Source organism: Variovorax sp. CCNWLW225 (assembly GCF_037204045.1).
Taxonomy (GTDB): domain Bacteria; phylum Pseudomonadota; class Gammaproteobacteria; order Burkholderiales; family Burkholderiaceae_C; genus Variovorax.
The window spans coordinates 12,827-29,355 of record NZ_JBBCBV010000033.1 but is presented as its reverse complement, the minus strand read 5'-3'; the positions used below and the strand labels follow the sequence as shown (position 1 = coordinate 29,355).

Here is a 16,529-nt window from a genome sequence, read left to right as displayed (position 1 = left end):
GCTCGACGTAATGTTCCTTGGCTTCATCAGCTTTGCGCTGATCGCCGACGGACTTCGATTGTGTTAACAGGCCCTAGATGAACGCGCGTTGTTCACGGTCTGGTTCGGGGCGCGCACCCGCCGACGGGGTACCTTTCTCCGCGAATGTCCTCCGGCCTGCGGCCTCCCCCTTTATTTCGCTGCGCAAGGCACCCCGCCAGCGGGTGCGTTGCAAAGAGCGGTCGTTGATTAGCGGTACACCAAGAGCGTGTCCCAGTGCACAGGGCATCGGGTGCTCCACGCAGCGAAATAAAGGAGGAGGCCGCAGGCCGGGGGACATTCGCGGAGGGGAGTACCCGGTGGCCTTTGCACACGCCCTGAACAACAACGTGCCCACAGCAACGGAAGCCAGATGACCACGCCAGACACCGCAAAACCTTTGGTCGAACTGCGCGAAATCCGCAAAGCCTTCGGCGGCGTAAAAGCCGTGGACGGTGTGAGCATCAACCTCCACCCCGGTGAAGTGGTCGCAGTGCTGGGCCACAACGGCGCAGGCAAGTCCACGCTCATGAAGATGCTCGCCGGCGCCTACCCCATCGATTCGGGCGACACGCTGATCGCGGGCGAGAAGGTCCACATCCGCACCCCCGCCGAGGCGCAGGCGCTGGGCATCGAGACCATCTACCAGACGCTCGCGCTGGCCGACAACCTCGACTCCGTGTCCAACCTCTTTCTCGGCCGCGAGAAGATGACGCGCTGGAACACGCTCGACGATCATTTCATGGAAGTGCAGGCGCGCAAGGTGTTCCAGCGCCTGAACAAGAACTTCACCAACATCCGCATTCCGGTGCGCAGGCTCTCGGGTGGACAGCGGCAGGTGGTGGCGATCTCGCGTGCGCTGTACTTCAACGCGCGCATTCTCATCATGGACGAGCCCTGTGCCGCCCTCGGGCCCGAAGAAACCGCCATGGTCGGCGGGCTCGTGAAGCAGCTCAAGGCCGACGGTGTCGGTATCTTCCTCATCACGCACGACATGCCCGATGTGTTCTCGCTCAGCGACCGCGTCGCCGTCATGAAGAACGGCAAGCTCGTGGGCACCTACCGCACCGCCGACGTTACCGAAGACGAAGTGCTCGGCATGATCATCGCCGGCAAGCACCCCGAAGGAAAAGAGCAGGCGCACAGGTGAACGCGGTCGTGGTTCGTGCGCCGGGGGCTGGTTCATGACCATCGGCGACCAGCAACTTCTCAAGCGAATGAACCGCAGCGCACTGCTGCGCCTGCTGCGCGCGCGGCCCGGCCTCTCACGTGCGCGGCTGGCCGCGGAAAGCGGGCTCACCAAATCGACCGTGAGCCTGCTGGTGCGCGAACTGCTTGACGAGGGCTGGCTCAGCGAAGCGGGTGCCACTGTTGCAGACGGCTTGGGGCGCCCCTCCACGCCGCTGCAGATCAACGTCGGCGTGCGCGCATTGATGGGCGTCGAGATCGCGGTCGAAACCGTGCGCCTCGTCTGCGTCTCGCTGCAGGGCGAGGTGCTTCATGCCGACACGCAGGCGCTGGCCGACGGCACGCCCGCGGGCGTATGCGCGCAGGTCGCGCGCATGGCCGCGGCGGCGCACGCGCGGCTGAAAAGCCTCGGGCTGCGCCTGTCGAGCATCGGTGTCGGCGTGCCGGGCGCGGTGGACGATTGCACCGGCGTGGTCCGCTTCGCGCCCAACCTCGGCTGGCGCAATGTGAGCCTGCTGCCTGCGCTCGAGAAAGCCTTTGCCGCTGCGGGGCTGCCGGGCGTTACCGTGCAGCTGCAGAACGATGCCGATGCAGGCGCGCTCGGCGAGTATGAATTTTTCGGCAGCGAAGGCGGGGATCCGCTGATCTTCGTCAGCTGCGACGTGGGCGTGGGTGCCGGCGTGGTGCTGAACGACCGCCTCTTCACCGGTGCGCAGGGCATGGCCGGCGAGATCGGCCACACCATCCTGCAGATCGACGGGCCGCTGTGCTCGTGCGGCCGCCGGGGCTGCGCCGAAGCCTTCTTCGGCTCGCGCGCGCTCGAGCGCGAAGCGCCCGGCATGGCGCATGCGGCCGCCGTCCTCGGTGTGCTGCTGCAGAACCTGTGGGTCACCTTCGATCCACGCGCCATCGTGCTCGGCGGCAAGTCGTGCACCAACCATCCCGGCCTGTTGCAAGCGGCATTCAAAGTGGTCGAGCGCCAGGCCGAAGCGGCCGGCATGCCCGCGCCCGACCTGCGCCTGGCGCGCTACGGCGACCTTGCGGCTGCTGTCGGCGCTGCGGCGCTGGCGCTGCATGAATACCTGCGGCCGCTGCAGCCCGATGCGCGCACGCGCCGTGCCCGCGCCGCGCGCGAAGACCGAGTACCTTCGAACTAAAAGGCTCTCTTCAAAGCGGCATCGCCACCGGCATTGCACGGCCACATGCGCAAACCGCCTACGCGCGTCGCCGTGGCCTTGGCCTAGGTTCTTGACTTCGCAGTCTCCAAGAACCCGGGAACAACAAGGAGCTTCATGCCATGCCCGACGCCGCCGCGCGCCTACGTGCGCCTTCTTCCACGCTGCTGACTGTCACCGCGGTGGTCATCGGCCTTGCGGGCCTGGCGCTGGGTGCGGCGGGCGCGTGGCTCGTCGTGCTCGGCGGCTCCTGGTACTACGTGGCCGCGGGGCTCGGACTCATCCTTGCCGCGGTGCTGCTGCCGCGCGGAGGCGGCGCGGGCCTGTGGGTCTATGCGCTCGTGGTGGCATTCACGTTGGCGTGGGCCTTGTGGGAGGTGGGCTTCGACTGGTGGCCGCTGGCGGCGCGCGGCGATGTGTTCTTCGTGATCGGCATGTTCCTGCTCATGCCGTGGACGGCGCGCGCACTCGCGCGCCGCAATGCCGTTGGCGTGGCGCCCGCGCGCGGTTTTCTTGGCGTGGTGCTGCTGGCCTTTCTGCTGGCCGCGGTGGTCTCGTGGACGCGAGACCCCGCCACGCGTGTGGAAGGCACCATGCCCGCACCCACGGCACCTGTGGCCGCCGCCACACCCGCCAGCCCACCGCCCCCCAGGCAGGATTGGACTGCCTATGGCGGCAACGCCATGGGCCAGCGCTATTCGGCGCTCGACCAGATCACGCCGGCCAATGTCGGCCAGCTCCAGGAGGCATGGCACTTTCGCACCGGCGACGTGCGCGGCCAGAGCGGCGACCCCGAGGAGACGACCTTCGAGGTCACGCCGCTGAAGATCGGCGAGCGGCTTTTTCTTTGCACGCCGCACCAGTCGGTGGTGGCGCTGAACGCGACCACGGGTGAGCAGCTGTGGCGCTACACGCCCGAGATTCGCCGCCCCCTCGCATTGCAGCACCTGACTTGCCGCGGCCTTTCGTATGACCCCGGCAGTGCCGTGCGGCCCGCGGCCGCTTCCACTGCTACGCCGGCAGCCGCTGCGCAAGCACCCGCACCCGCACCCGCACCCGCCGGTGGCGATTGCGACGCCAAGCTCTTCATGCCCACCGCGGATGGCCGCATCCTCGCGCTCAACCCCGAGAGCGGCAAACCCTGCATGCGCTTCGGCGGCGGCACCGGGCAGATCGATCTCTGGAAGAACATGCCCAACGTGAAGCCGGGCTCGTACTACTCCACGTCGCCGGTGGTCGTGACGCGCTCGCTCATCATCGTCGGCGGTACCGTGCTCGACAACGTCTCGACCCAGGAGACCTCTGGCGTGATCCGCGCCTTCGACATCGACTCCGGCGCGCTGGTGTGGAACTGGGACTCGGGCAACCCGGATGAAACCGCGCCCATTGCGGCCGACCGCACGTACACCGCCAACTCGCCGAACAGCTGGTCGATCTCCAGCGTCGACGAGGCGTTGGGCATGGTCTACGTGCCCACCGGCAACCAGCCGCCCGACCAGTGGGGCGGCAAGCGCACCGAAGGGGCCGAGCGCTACTCGTCGTCGGTGGTGGCGCTCGACCTGGCCACCGGCCGTGTGCGCTGGAGCTTCCAGACCGTGCACCACGACCTGTGGGACTACGACGTTCCCTCGCAGCCCAGCCTCATCGACCTTCGCGTCGGCAACGAGACGGTGCCCGCGCTGGTGCAGCCCACCAAGCAGGGCGAGCTGTTCGTGCTCGACCGCCGCGACGGCAAGCCCGTGGTGAACGTGCACGAGCGGCCCGCGCCGCAAGGCCCGGCCGAAGGCGACCACACATCGCTCACGCAACCCGTGTCGGATCTTTCGTTCGATCCGCCCGCGCTCACGCCGGCCGACATGTGGGGCGGCACCGTGTTCGATCAGCTCGCATGCCGCATCGCATTTCATCGCCTGCGCTACGAGGGCCGCTACACACCGCCTTCGACCGAGGGCTCGTTGATCTACCCGGGCAACTTCGGCGTCTTCAACTGGGGCAGCGTCGCCGTCGATCCGCAGCGGCAGATGGCGTTCACCACGCCCGCCTCGCTGGCCTTCGTGTCCAAGCTCATTCCGCGCAAGGACAACACCTCGCTCTACGTGCAGGGCAAGGACCGCCCCAACGACAGCCTGCCCGCGCTCAACGAGAACTTTGGCGCGCCCTTCGCGGTGCAGCTCAGTGCCTTCACCTCGGTGCTGGGCCTGCCGTGCCAGGCACCGCCCTGGGGCCACGTGGCGGGGGCCGACCTGCGCACCGGCAGGGTGGTGTGGAAGCACAAGAACGGCACCGTGCGCGACAGCTCGCCGTTGCCGCTGCCCTTTGCGATGGGCGTGCCCAGCCTCGGCGGACCGATCATGACGGCCGGTGGCGTGGCCTTCTTGTCGGGCACGCTCGACTACTACCTGCGCGCCTATGACGTCGCCAACGGCAAGGAACTGTGGCGCAGCCGCCTGCCGGCCGGCGGACAGGCCACGCCCATGACCTACACCGGCAGCGACGGACGCCAATACGTGGTAGTGGCCGCGGGCGGCCACGGTTCCCTCGGCACGCGCACGGGCGACCATGTGATCGCCTACGCATTGCCCAAGCGCTGAGGGGCTCAGCCCGCTGCGAGCGGCGCGCCCTGGCCGTCCTCTTCGCGCCAGCCGCGCAAGCGGCGGTACAGCGTGCCGCGCGACACGCCCAGCTGGCGCGCCGCCTGCGACACGTTGCCGCCTTGCGCCGCCAGGGCTTCCTCGATCAGCTTGCGGCTGTGCTCGCGCAGGGTTTCGCCGTGCGACGCTTCCGCTTGCATGGGGTTCGGCATGGCCGGGTCCGCGCAACCTTCTGCCACAGGCGCCTTCATCGCGGCTGCAGGTTCGATCGGCAACACCGGCGCGGCCTCGCCGGGCATGGCCACCGCGTGCCTGAAGTCGGCGCCGTCCGCAGCCTTCAGCCGCGCCTGCACCCAAACGCCGAGGCCACTCGCCAGGCGCATCGGCTGCGCGGCCTCGCGACGGCCCAGCCGCAGCAGGCTCGCCAGATCGTGGCCCAGCATCGACTCCACAGCGCGCTCACAAGTGTCTTCAGGCAGGCGGCCGATCAGCCGCGCGCCGGCGCCGTTGAGCCAGGCAATGGTGCCGTCGGGCGCCACCCCGGCCAGCGCTTCCATCGGTGTGCCGAGCAGGTTGGGGCTGGCCTGAAAGCGCAAGATCAGGTGGTCGCGCGACTGCGCCTGCAGCAGTCGGTTCTCGATGATCGTCGCGTACAGAGCCACCATCGACGCCGCGTCGAAACCGAAGCGCCGCGCTTCCATCGTGATGTCGAGCACGCCGGCCAGCTGGCCTGTCACGCCGCGAATGGGCGCCGCAGCGCATTGCATCTGCGACAGCACGTCGAAGTAGTGCTCCGCCCCGTCGACGGTGCAGGCCTGCCCGGTGGTCGCCACGATACCCGGCGCGGTGGTGCCGACGATGCGCTCGGAAATGTTCACGCCCACGCGCGCGGTCTTGCGCAGCACCGGCTGGTATGCGGCGGCCGGCTGTTGCGTGACATGCACCACCACGCCTTCGCCGTCGGTCAGGATCACGCGGCAATCGGTGCCCGCGAGCGCGCTTTCCATGCTCGCGAGCTCCTGCCGCGCCACTTCGAGCAGCTCGCGGTTGCGCGCCAGCGTGGCGTGCAGCCGGCTGGGCGTGACCGCGTCGAAGGGAACGATGCGCTGCCTGTCGCTGTGCGTGCGGGTGCAGCGCAGCCACGACTGGATCACTGCTTCGCCGACCAGCCCCGAGGGCCGCACGCCTTCCTCGAAGAACTGCTGCCGCGCGAGCGCCACGCGCTGCGCCGGCGTCGTTGAAAAGAGTTGGCGCGGCGCATTGGCCTTGCCCAGCCTTTCGAAAGCCATGCTGTTCGCTGCTCCTCGAAACGGGAAATCGGAGGGGACGAAGGGGAGTTGCTGACCCCTGCGAATGTGTTCCGCAATGGAACAGCGCCGGACTGGGGAAATCCCGAGGGTGAAGGCGAGTGCGGCAAAAACGATCCTTGCGGCACAAAGGAGACTCACGATGAAAAAGATCCACTCCGGCCTGCTTGTGCTTGCCGGTGCATTGCTGAGCCTGTGCGCGCCGATGGCCACCGCGCAGGGTTCCGCCAGCGCACAAGACCGCGCGGGCGCTGCCGTCAAGAAGGTCAACGGCGATTTCATCCGCGCCAACGCGGCCCAGAAGAAGACACCCGACTGGCCAAGCTACGGCCTCGACTACGCCGAGACCCGTTTCAGCAAGCTCGACCAGGTGAACGCCGGCAACGTGAAGCAGCTCGGCCTGGTGTGGTCGTACAACCTGGAGTCCACGCGCGGCGTGGAGGCCACGCCGCTGGTGGTGGACGGCATCATGTACGTCACCGCCTCGTGGAGCGTGGTGCACGCCGTCGACACGCGCACCGGGCAGAGGCTCTGGACCTCCGATCCGCAGGTCGACAAGTCCAAGGGCTTCAGGGGCTGTTGCGACGTGGTGAACCGCGGCGTGGCGCTGTACGAGGGCAAGGTCTACGTCGGCGCGTACGACGGGCGCCTGATCGCGCTCGATGCGGCCACGGGCCAGAAGGTCTGGGAGAAGAACACCATCGAGGGGCAGAAGGGCTCCTACACCATCACCGGCGCGCCGCGCGTCTTCAAGGGCAAGGTCATCATTGGCAACGGCGGCGCCGAGTACGGCGTGCGCGGCTACGTCACGGCCTACGATGCCGCCACCGGCGAGCAGAAGTGGCGCTGGTTCACCGTGCCGGGCGATCCGTCCAAGCCCTTCGAGGACGAATCGATGGCGCGCGCGGCCAAGACCTGGGACCCCAGCGGCAAGTACTGGGAAGCCGGCGGCGGCGGCACCGCGTGGGACACCTTTGCGTTCGATCCCGAGCTCAATCTGATGTACGTGGGCACCGGCAACGGCTCGCCGTGGGCGCGCAGCAAGCGCAGCCCCGGCGGCGGAGACAACCTCTACCTCGGCTCGGTGGTGGCCCTCAATCCCGACACCGGCAAGTACGTGTGGCACTACCAGGAAACGCCCGGCGACAACTGGGACTACACCTCGACCCAGCCCATGATCCTGGCCAACATCCAGATCGGCGGCAAGCCGCGCAAGGTGATCCTGCATGCGCCGAAGAACGGCTTCTTCTTCGTCATCGACCGCACCAACGGCAAGTTCATCTCGGCCAAGAATTTTGTCGAGGTGAACTGGGCCACCGGTTACGACACCAACGGCCGCCCGATCGAGATTGCCGCCGCGCGCCAGAACGAAAAGCCCGGCGACAGCATTCCGGGGCCCTTCGGCGCGCACAACTGGCACCCGATGTCGTTCAACCCGCAGACCGGCCTGGCCTATGTGCCCGCGCAGCATGTGCCGCTCAACCTGATGGACGACAAGGACTGGAAGTTCGACCAGAACGTGCCCGGCCGCCCGCATGGCGCCATGGGCTGGAACACCGCCATGTTCGCCAATGCCGAGCCGCCCAAGAGCAAGCCCTTCGGCCGGCTGGTGGCATGGGACCCGGTGGCCCAGAAGGAAGCATGGGGCGTCGACTACGCCTCGCCGTGGAACGGCGGCACGCTCACCACCGCGGGCAACCTGGTGTTTCAGGGCACCGCCGACGGGCGCCTCCTGGCCTACAACGCCAAGACCGGCGAGAAGCTGTGGGAAACCCCCACCGGCACCGGCGTGGTCGCGGCACCCTCGACCTACATGGTCGACGGCAAGCAGTACGTGTCGGTTGCGGTGGGCTGGGGCGGCGTCTACGGGCTGGCGCAGCGCGCCACCGAAAGGCAGGGCCCGGGCACCGTGTACACCTTTGCCGTCGGCGGCACCGCCAAGATGCCGGAGTTCGTGCAGTACCGCATGAGCAAGCTGGTCGAAGGCGTGAAGTACGACCCCGCCAAGGTGCAGGCCGGCACCATGCTCTACGTGAGCAACTGCGTGTTCTGCCACGGCGTGCCGGGCGTGGACCGCGGCGGCAACATCCCCAACCTGGGCTACATGGACGCGGCGTACATCGAGAACCTGGACAAGTTCGTGCTCAAGGGCCCGGCCATGGCGCGCGGCATGCCCGACTTCACGGGCAAGCTCTCGGGTGACGACATCGAGAGCATCAAGGCCTTCATCCAGGGCACGGCGGACGCGATACGGCCCAAGTAAAGCAACCGGCCGCAGCATTAAAAAAGCCGCCGGACCTGAGGTCCGGCGGCTTTTTACTTGTCCGAAGATTCGAAAACGATCAGTCGGCGTACACGCCCGCGGCCTTGATGATCGGGCCCCACTTGGCGATTTCAGCCGAGACGAACTTCTTGTGCTCGGCCGGCTCCACGCGCTTGTCGGTGGTGATCACCGCGCCAAGGCCTTCCTGGCGCTTGATGAAGCCCGGGTCCTTCATGGCGGCCTTGATGGCTTCGTTGAGCTTCTTCAGCACCGGTGCCGGCGTGCCCTTGGGCGCGTACACGCCGTGCCAGATGGTGACTTCGAAGTCCTTCAGGCCCGATTCGGAGAGCGTGGGCAGGTCTTTCAGCACCGCCGGCGTGGTCAGGCGCTTGGACGTGGTCACGGCGTAGGCCTTGACCTTCTTGGCTTCGATCTGCGACGTGGTGTTGGTGGTCTGGTCGCACAACAGGTCGATCTGGCCGCCCAGCAGGTCGGCAATGGCCGGCGCGGTGCCCTTGTAGGGAACCGGCGTCATTTCGGTCTTGAGGGCGCTCTGGAACAGCAGGCCGCACAGGTGCGAGGCTGCGCCCAGGCCGGCGTTGCCGAGGTTGATCTTGCCCTTGTTGGCCTCGATCCAGCCCGTCAGTTCCTTGTAGTTGTTGGCCGGCAGGCCGGGCTTGCCGATGAGCGTCATCGGAACTTCATTGACCATGCCGAGGTATTCGAAGTCGTTCTCGACGTTGAACGGCAGCTTGCGGTACAGCGCCGGCATCGTCGACATGGCGATGTGGTTCAACAGCAGCGTGTGGCCGTCCGGTGCGGCGCGGGCCACCTTGGCGGTACCGATGGAGCTGCCGGCGCCGGCGGTGTTGTCCACCACGATGGTCGCGCCGAGGGTCTTCTGCAGCGATTCAGCCAGGTCGCGGGCCACCCGGTCGGTCGGGCCGCCGGCCGTGAACGGCACCACGATGGTGACGGTCTTGCCTGCGGGGAAATCCTGGGCATGGACGCCGACGGCGGCAGCGGCAAGCGCCGTGAGTGCAAGCAGTTTCTTCATGGTGTCTCCGGAGACGGTGAAATTGAAAATGGCCGCGATCATAAGGGCTGACCGTGACCTGACCTCTAGCGAATAGCCCTTAGGACGGGCCCGAAATATGCCCTTTCCTGGGGCATGATGCGCGCTCGCAACTCGCGCCTGAGGGGGCGCGAAAAATAACCACAACACTGCTGGCCCCAAGGCCGCATCGAGGAGGAATTTCAATGGATCCCTGGGTTTATCCGCGCGAGCGCTGGCTCGGCAACATCACGCTCGGGCTCGGCCTGCTGGTCTGGGCGGCGCTGGTGCTCGGCACTTTCGGCATTGCACTTATTTATGTGCTGCTTGGTTTCATCGGCTACGTATTCGCACAATCGGCCGTCATTGCCTGGATCAAGGGCACGGCCGTCAAGCTCTCGCCCACGCAGCTGCCCGAGCTGCATGCACGCTTCCAGGCGTGCTGCGGCTATCTCGGCATCGAGGAGCCGCCCGAGGCCTACCTGCTGCACGGCGACGGCATCTTCAATGCCTTTGCCACGCGCTTTTTCGGCCGCAACTTCGTCGTGCTGCTGTCCGACGTGGTCGACGCCATGGAAGCGCAGCCCGACGGCATCAACTTCTACATCGGCCACGAACTCGGCCACATCCGCCGCGGCCACCTCACGGGCCACATCTGGCGCGCACCGGTGCTTTGGATTCCGCTGCTCGGCGCCGCCTATTCGCGCGCGCAGGAATACACCTGCGACCTGCACGGCGCCGCCTGCTGCGAGCAGGCCGACTCCCCACCCCGCGCACTCGTGGCACTGGCGGCCGGCGCGCAGCAATGGCGCAATGTCGACCTGCAGCGCTATGCCAACCAATCGGCCGGCAACAGCGGTTTCTGGGCCTCGTTCCATGAACTGATCGCCGGCTATCCGTGGCTCACCAAGCGCGTGGCGCGCACCATCGATCCGGCCGCCAAGTTGCCGAGCCGCAATCCGCTGGCCTATGTGCTCGCGATCTTCGTGCCCTACACCGGTCGCGCCGGCGGCGGCGCGCTTGGCCTGCTGGTGGTGGTGGCCATCATCGGCGTGCTGGCTGCCGTGGCCCTGCCGGCCTACAAGGACTACGAGTCGCGCGCCGCGGTTTCGCAGGCCTGGACGGAAGCCGCGCCGGTGCGCGAAGCGCTCGGCAACTACTACAAGGAGAAGCAGGAGATTCCCGAGTCCCTTGCAACCGCCGGTGCGCCCGAGGCCTTGCCCGGCGGTTCTGTGCTGACGCTCGATACCGACACCATGGTGGTCGATGTGGAGCTCCCCAAGGCAAAGGGCACGCTGCGCATGGAACCATCGGCCACCGAAGACGGCATTGCCTGGAACTGCGTGGCCGGCGACGACCTGTCGCAAAAAGCCTTGCCGGTTTCTTGCCGCAAGTAACTGCAGGCCAAGCGTAAGAGAAGTTTTCCGCCTGTCGAACTGTCCGACAGGCGGACCCGACCGGTGCCGATGCACGGCGCGGGTGCGGGCCTTAGGGTGAACTCTTGTCCAAGGAGTTTTCACCCATGCCCGTAATTTCTTCTTCACTCGACGGAATGAAGGTTGCCATCCTCGTGTCCGACGGCTTCGAGCAAGCCGAGATGACCGAGCCGCGCAAGGCGCTCGAAGGCGCCGGCGCACAGACGCAGATCGTTTCGCCGCTCGACGGCAGCGTGCGCGCCTGGAAACACCTCGACCCGGCCGACACTTTCGAAGTCGACGTGCCGCTCAAGAACGCCAATGCCGATGATTTCGATGCACTGCTTTTGCCCGGCGGTGTCGTCAACCCCGATGCGCTGCGCATCGACCAGAAGGCCGTGGCCTTCGTGCGCGCATTCGCCGAAGCGGGCAAACCCATTGCCGCAATCTGCCATGGCCCATGGACGCTCATCGACGCGGGCGGCGTCAAGGGCCGCAAGATGACCTCGTGGCCGTCGCTGCGCGCAGACCTGCAGAACGCCGGCGCGAAGTGGTTCGACAAGGAAGTGGTGGTCGACCAGAACCTGGTGACGAGCCGCAAACCCGATGACCTGCCCGCGTTCAACCGCGAGATGACGAAGGTGTTCGAACTCTCTTACGAAGACGCCATTCATTGATGCGGGCTGGAACGGGGCCGGTATTCAGGGTGTGAAGTCCGGCCCCGTGTAGCGCGCACGCGGCCTTATCAGTTGCCCTGTGGCCTGCTGCTCGAGCACGTGGGCCGTCCAGCCCACCGTGCGCGCGAGCGCAAAAAGCGTGAACGGCGCATCGGTCGGCAGTTTGTGCACGGCCGCCATGGCCACCAGCGCGAAGTCGATGTTCACCGCTTCGCCCAGCAGCCTTTCGCCTGCGGCACGCAGCTCCGCGAACACGGGCGGAAGCTCGATGCCCGCGAGTAGCGCCGCGCAGCGCGCGTCCCCTTGCGGATACAGCGGGTGGCCGAAAGCCGCGAGTGGCCGGTCGTGCGCGAGCCACTCGCGCACCGCGGCCTCGCTGCCCGACGCGGCGGCGTCGCGCACGAGCGCCTGGACCGCCGCCGCCGCGCCGCCATGCAACGGACCTGTCAGCGTCGAAAGGCCGGTGAGCAGGCACGCCGCCATCGAAGCACCGGTCGATGCAGTCACGCGCGCCGCGAAGGTCGATGCGTTGAGTTCATGGTCGGCCATCAGCACCAGCGCGCGGCGCAATGCATCGGCCGCCTTGGGGCGGCGCCAGGCCGCGGCAAGCCGCGCATGCAAGGGCAGGGCGGCGGAAGCGGCGGGGCCCAGCAGTGCATTGGCAAGCGTGCCGATCGCTTCCGCGGCCTCGGCTTGCAGCACCGCGCGTGAGCGGCCTCGCGAGGGCGGGTCGACCGCGGCTCGCGCCGCGAGTGCGAGCAGGCCCGCCTGCAAGGACGTCGCTTGCTTGGTGTTGCTCACCGGTAGGGAGGCAGTGCATGCGAAGCGCGGCGGTGCGCTCTCCCACAGCAGTCCCGCCACGTCTTCCAGCGTTGCATGCTCCGCCAGCAGGCAGGCGTCCTGCCCGCGGTACCAGAGCCGCCCCTCGGCCACCGTGGACACGCCGGAGGACAGCACCGGCTCGCCCCATTGAATGGCTTCGCTTGCCACCGCCTCGCTGCTGCGCCGCCCGCGCGTGCGCGCGGCAATGCGCTGCACGTCGTCGCGGTTGTAGAGGCTGCGGCGCGGGTCCGCCGCGTCGGGCTTGGCGCGAATGCGGCCACGGCTCACGCTCGCGTAGAGCGTTTGCGGCCGCACCTGCATCAGTTCGAGCGCCTCGGCGGCGGGCAGCCAGAGCGGTGGTTTGGTCATGTTGATGGATTAAATCAAGATTGACGTCAATGTTAGCGCCGACAGAATGAACGCCATCTCATCAAGGAGTGCAAGAAATGAACGACGAAGATGGCGGCCTCGAAGGCGTGGTGGCCGCGCACACGGTGTTGTCCGAAGTGGATGGCGCCGCCGGCCGGCTGGTGATTCGCGGCCATGAGCTCGATGAAATCGCGCAGCACTGGCGCTACGAAGAAGCGGTGGCGCTGCTGCTCCAGGGCTTCTTCGACAAACTGCCCGACGCAGCCGGCCTGCGCGCAGGGCTGGGCCGCGCACGGCGCGAGGCCTTCGAGCGGCTGCAACCCAATGACGATGCCATGCTGCGCAAGCTGCCGCCCATCGAAGCAGTCCGTGCCCTGCTGGCGCGCCTGCCCGACGGCGACGACCTGTCCACCGCGCTGCGGCTGGTGGCGGCGCCTGCGGTCTACACCGCAGCGGTGATGCGCTGGCGGCTGGGCGTGCAGGCGCTCGCACCCGACGAAGCGCTGCCGCAGGCTGCCGACATGCTTCGCATGCTGCACGGCCGCACCCCCACCGACGCGCAGGTTGCCGCGCTCGACACCTACCTGGTCACCGTGTGCGACCACGGCTTGAACGCGTCGACCTTTGCCGCGCGCGTGGTGGCCTCGACCGGCGCGGGGCTTGCGTCGGCGGTGCTCGCCGGCATCAGCGCGCTCAAGGGCCCCTTGCATGGCGGTGCGCCCGGCCCGGTGCTCGATGCGCTCGATGCCATCGGAACCGCGGCCAATGCCCGTGCCTGGCTCGAAGAGGCCGTGGCCGGCGGCCAGCGGCTGATGGGCTTCGGCCATCGCATCTACCGCGTGCGCGATCCGCGCGCCGATGCGCTCAAGGGGGCACTGCGCCGGCTGGACGCCGAGGGCAGCGTCAATGCGGCGCGCTTCGAGCTGGCAGAGGCTGCCGAGAAAGCCGCGCTCGCCATCCTGCGCGAGAAGAAACCCGGCCGCGCGCTGGAAACCAATGTGGAGTTCTACACCGCGCTGCTGCTCGAAGCGCTGGGCTTCGGCCGCGAGAGCTTCACCTGCGTGTTCGCCGCCGGACGCGTGAGCGGATGGATCGCGCATGCGCGCGAGCAGGTGAAGAAGGGGCGGTTGATAAGGCCGCAATCGGTGTACGTGGGGCCCGCGCCTGAAGAGGCCGAGGCCGCGCTCGCGCACTGAGCTCAAGCAGGCCGCATCGCGTGGTCTCCGGATTGCCGCCGCGTTCCGGTACGCTCGCCGTTTTCGAATCGCCCGGCCAGTGCATGCCGGGCGACGGGTTCATTCAAGGCGAAAGTATTCCCATCGTATGGCGGCATCCCCATCTTCCTTCGAGCGCGCGCAGCGCCTGCCCAGAGACTTCGCATGGATCGTGGTGGCGATCGATGCGGCCCTCTTCATCGTGAACATGACGGTGCAGCTGCTGCCTTCGTCGCCGCACAGCGAGCAGATGCGCAGCGTGTACGCGCAGCCGGGCGTGTGGGTTCCGCTGCTGTCTCGCGTTGCCACGGTGTGGCTGCTGGCCGCTACGCTGGCGTGGTGCCATGCGCGCAAGGCGCTCGACGAGCGCGGTGCCGCCCGTGTTGCGCAGCTTCGCAGTCCAACGAGCCGTTTTGCCGCCGTGTTCCTGCCGGCGATGGTCATCAATGCGCTTGCATTGACGCCGCTGTTCTACCAGGCACAGGTGCTCTTCATGCCGGGCGGCTCGCTGCACGAGACGGTCGACATGTACGGCCTTCGCTCGATCATGGCCATGTCGATGCTGGTGCAGTCGGTCATCCAGATGATTGTTCTGGTTGCGAGCGTGTGGCTTGCCGCCCGTTTCGCACTGCGCGAGCGCGGCATGGCCATCGAGGATGACGCGCCCGCTGCCGCAACATCGACCCGCCGCGCGGTGGCACTCGTGATCGCCGCGATGTTCGTCTCGCTGCAGATGTGGGTCGGCAACGTCGCAAGCGGCTGGGTCGACACGTCGAGGGACTCCGACCTGCTGCCGCTTCTTCTCGGCTGGTTCGCGGTGCCGCTGCTGGTCTATGGCCTGGCGTTCTGGGGCGCATGGCTCGGCGCCGCGCCGGCGCCCGTGCAAACGCGTCCCTTCAGGGCCGTGGCGGCGGCGGTCACGGCCTTCACGCTGCTGCAGGCCGTCTGCATCGCCCTCGCGGTCGGCGGGCTGGTGTGGGTTGCCAGCGTGAACTTTTCGGGCCGCAGCAGCGACGGCAACCTCTTGATGCTCGCCGTTGCAATGGCGGCGGTCTACCTGGTGCTGCTGGTGGTGCTGGTGCGCGCCATCACGCGCCGCTACTACCGCCGCTATTTGTAGCTGCGCGCGTCCTCGATCACCTTGCCGTCGTTTGGGAGCGTGCCCGGCGCCACCAGCTCGATGGTGCCGCGCAGCTTGGTCACTTCGCGCACCGCATCGGCAATGCGCGCATCGAGCCCGGCCGGCGCGCCGGCGCACTCGAGCCTGAAGGTCATCTGGTCGTCGCCCATTTCGCCTGACACCACGAGGCGCGCGCGCACGATCTCCGGAAAACGCCGCACGATCTCGGCCACCTGCGAAGGATGCACAAACATGCCGCGCACCTTGGTGGTCTGGTCGGCCCGGCCGAGCCAGCCCTTGATGCGCTTGTTGGTGCGGCCCGTGGGGCAGGTGCCCGCGAGCACCGCGGAGAGGTCTCCGGTGCCAAAGCGCACCAGCGGGTAGTCGGGGTTGAAGGTGGTCACCACAATCTCGCCCACCTCGCCGTCGGGCACGGGGTCTCCGGTGCCGGGGCGCACGATCTCAACCAGCACGCCTTCGTCGATCACCAGGCCTTCGCGTGCGCTGGTCTCATAAGCGATCAGGCCGAGGTCGGCAGTGGCATAGCACTGCGTGCCCTTCACGCCATGCGCGGCAATCCAGTCGTGCAGGCTGGGCGGAAAGGCTTCGCCGGAAACAAGGGCCTTGGTGAGCGAAGGCAGCTTCAGGCCTTTCTCTTCGGCCTTTTCGAGCAAGATTTTCAGGAAGCTCGGCGTGCCTGCATAGCCCTCGGGTTTCAGGTCGACCATGGCTTCGAGCTGCTGCTCGGTCTGGCCGGTGCCGCCCGCAAACACGGTGCAACCCATGGCACGCGCGCCGCTCTCCATGATGGAGCCAGCCGGCGTCATGTGATAGCTGAAGCTGTTGTGAATGAGCTCGCCGGTGCGAAAGCCGGCCGCATGCAATGCACGTGCGGTGCGCCAGTAGTCGCGTGCTTCACCTTCGGGCTCGTAGATGGTGCCGGGGCTTGCGAACACGCGGGGCATGCGGGTGCCGCGGCCGATGGTCGAGAAGCCGCCGAAGGGGTCGTCGGCGCGGCGCTGTTTTTGCAGTTCGAGCAGCTCGGTCTTGCGCGTGACGGGCAGCCTGGCGAGTGCTTCGCGTGTGGTGATGTCGGCGGGCTTTACGCCGTCGAGGATCTTTGCGAAAGCGGGCGCGGCGGTCTGGGCCTGCGCAATCTGCTTCGGCAACGCGGCCAGGAGGTCGCGCTCGCGTTCGGCCGGGTCACGGATTTCTAGCTTGTCGTAGTGGTCGGTCATGTCCGTACCCTTCATCTTTCAGTTCTGTTATTCCGTGAGGCTGGTTTGCGGCGCTGTGCAATGCGGGAGCCTTCAGGG

General features: G+C 67.5%; 12 protein-coding genes. 8 read left to right on the top strand and 4 right to left on the bottom strand.

Going from position 1 to position 16,529, the window contains the following annotated elements; genetic code table 11:
• Window positions 1-391: 391 nt before the first annotated feature.
• The 3 genes from V9L20_RS26755 to V9L20_RS26745 all read left to right on the top strand — a co-directional run bounded on the left by V9L20_RS26755 (window position 392) and on the right by V9L20_RS26745 (window position 4,972).
• On the top strand, window positions 392-1,168 hold the full coding sequence (locus V9L20_RS26755; RefSeq protein ID WP_337298848.1) for an ATP-binding cassette domain-containing protein: 777 nt from the start codon (window positions 392-394) through the stop codon (window positions 1,166-1,168).
• Window positions 1,169-1,202: 34 nt separating this feature from the next.
• Window positions 1,203-2,363, top strand: a complete 1,161-nt coding sequence (locus tag V9L20_RS26750) for an ROK family transcriptional regulator (RefSeq protein ID WP_337298847.1) — start codon at window positions 1,203-1,205, stop codon at window positions 2,361-2,363.
• A gap of 140 nt (window positions 2,364-2,503) precedes the next feature.
• Window positions 2,504-4,972, top strand: a complete 2,469-nt coding sequence (locus V9L20_RS26745) for a membrane-bound PQQ-dependent dehydrogenase, glucose/quinate/shikimate family (RefSeq protein ID WP_337298846.1) — start codon at window positions 2,504-2,506, stop codon at window positions 4,970-4,972.
• Between the two features lie 5 nt (window positions 4,973-4,977).
• Here the strand turns inward: V9L20_RS26745 and V9L20_RS26740 are convergent, their stop codons facing one another.
• Entirely contained in the window at window positions 4,978-6,261 is a 1,284-nt protein-coding gene (locus tag V9L20_RS26740) for a helix-turn-helix domain-containing protein (protein WP_337298845.1), read from the bottom strand.
• A gap of 160 nt (window positions 6,262-6,421) precedes the next feature.
• Here V9L20_RS26740 and V9L20_RS26735 point away from each other — a divergent pair, with 160 nt between their 5' ends.
• Window positions 6,422-8,542 (top strand): PQQ-dependent dehydrogenase, methanol/ethanol family, encoded by a 2,121-nt coding sequence (locus V9L20_RS26735; protein WP_337298844.1) that lies wholly within the window; start codon window positions 6,422-6,424, stop codon window positions 8,540-8,542.
• Between the two features lie 79 nt (window positions 8,543-8,621).
• On the opposite strand, the gene V9L20_RS26730 is transcribed toward V9L20_RS26735, so the two are convergent.
• The gene (locus tag V9L20_RS26730) at window positions 8,622-9,599 is read right to left on the bottom strand and encodes a tripartite tricarboxylate transporter substrate-binding protein (protein ID WP_258502815.1); all 978 of its coding nucleotides are present in this window, start codon (window positions 9,597-9,599) and stop codon (window positions 8,622-8,624) included.
• A gap of 203 nt (window positions 9,600-9,802) precedes the next feature.
• On the opposite strand from V9L20_RS26730, the gene V9L20_RS26725 reads away from it, so the two are divergent.
• Both V9L20_RS26725 and V9L20_RS26720 read left to right on the top strand, forming a co-directional pair.
• The gene (locus tag V9L20_RS26725; RefSeq protein WP_337298843.1) at window positions 9,803-10,993 is read left to right on the top strand and encodes a M48 family metalloprotease; all 1,191 of its coding nucleotides are present in this window, start codon (window positions 9,803-9,805) and stop codon (window positions 10,991-10,993) included.
• Window positions 10,994-11,118: 125 nt separating this feature from the next.
• Window positions 11,119-11,688, top strand: coding sequence for a type 1 glutamine amidotransferase domain-containing protein (locus V9L20_RS26720; protein WP_337298842.1), 570 nt, complete (start codon window positions 11,119-11,121; stop codon window positions 11,686-11,688).
• Between the two features lie 24 nt (window positions 11,689-11,712).
• Here the strand turns inward: V9L20_RS26720 and V9L20_RS26715 are convergent, their stop codons facing one another.
• Window positions 11,713-12,879 carry a citrate synthase gene (locus V9L20_RS26715; RefSeq protein ID WP_337298841.1) on the bottom strand — a complete coding sequence of 389 codons (1,167 nt, stop codon included), beginning with the start codon at window positions 12,877-12,879 and terminating at the stop codon, window positions 11,713-11,715.
• Between the two features lie 77 nt (window positions 12,880-12,956).
• Here V9L20_RS26715 and V9L20_RS26710 point away from each other — a divergent pair, with 77 nt between their 5' ends.
• Both V9L20_RS26710 and V9L20_RS26705 read left to right on the top strand, forming a co-directional pair.
• Window positions 12,957-14,075 (top strand): citrate synthase/methylcitrate synthase, encoded by a 1,119-nt coding sequence (locus V9L20_RS26710; RefSeq protein WP_337298840.1) that lies wholly within the window; start codon window positions 12,957-12,959, stop codon window positions 14,073-14,075.
• A gap of 127 nt (window positions 14,076-14,202) precedes the next feature.
• Window positions 14,203-15,213 carry a hypothetical protein gene (locus tag V9L20_RS26705; protein ID WP_337298839.1) on the top strand — a complete coding sequence of 337 codons (1,011 nt, stop codon included), beginning with the start codon at window positions 14,203-14,205 and terminating at the stop codon, window positions 15,211-15,213.
• Here V9L20_RS26705 and V9L20_RS26700 read toward each other — a convergent pair.
• Window positions 15,204-16,451 (bottom strand): phenylacetate--CoA ligase family protein, encoded by a 1,248-nt coding sequence (locus V9L20_RS26700; RefSeq protein WP_337298849.1) that lies wholly within the window; start codon window positions 16,449-16,451, stop codon window positions 15,204-15,206. The genes V9L20_RS26705 and V9L20_RS26700 overlap by 10 nt on opposite strands.
• Window positions 16,452-16,529: the final 78 nt, after the last annotated feature.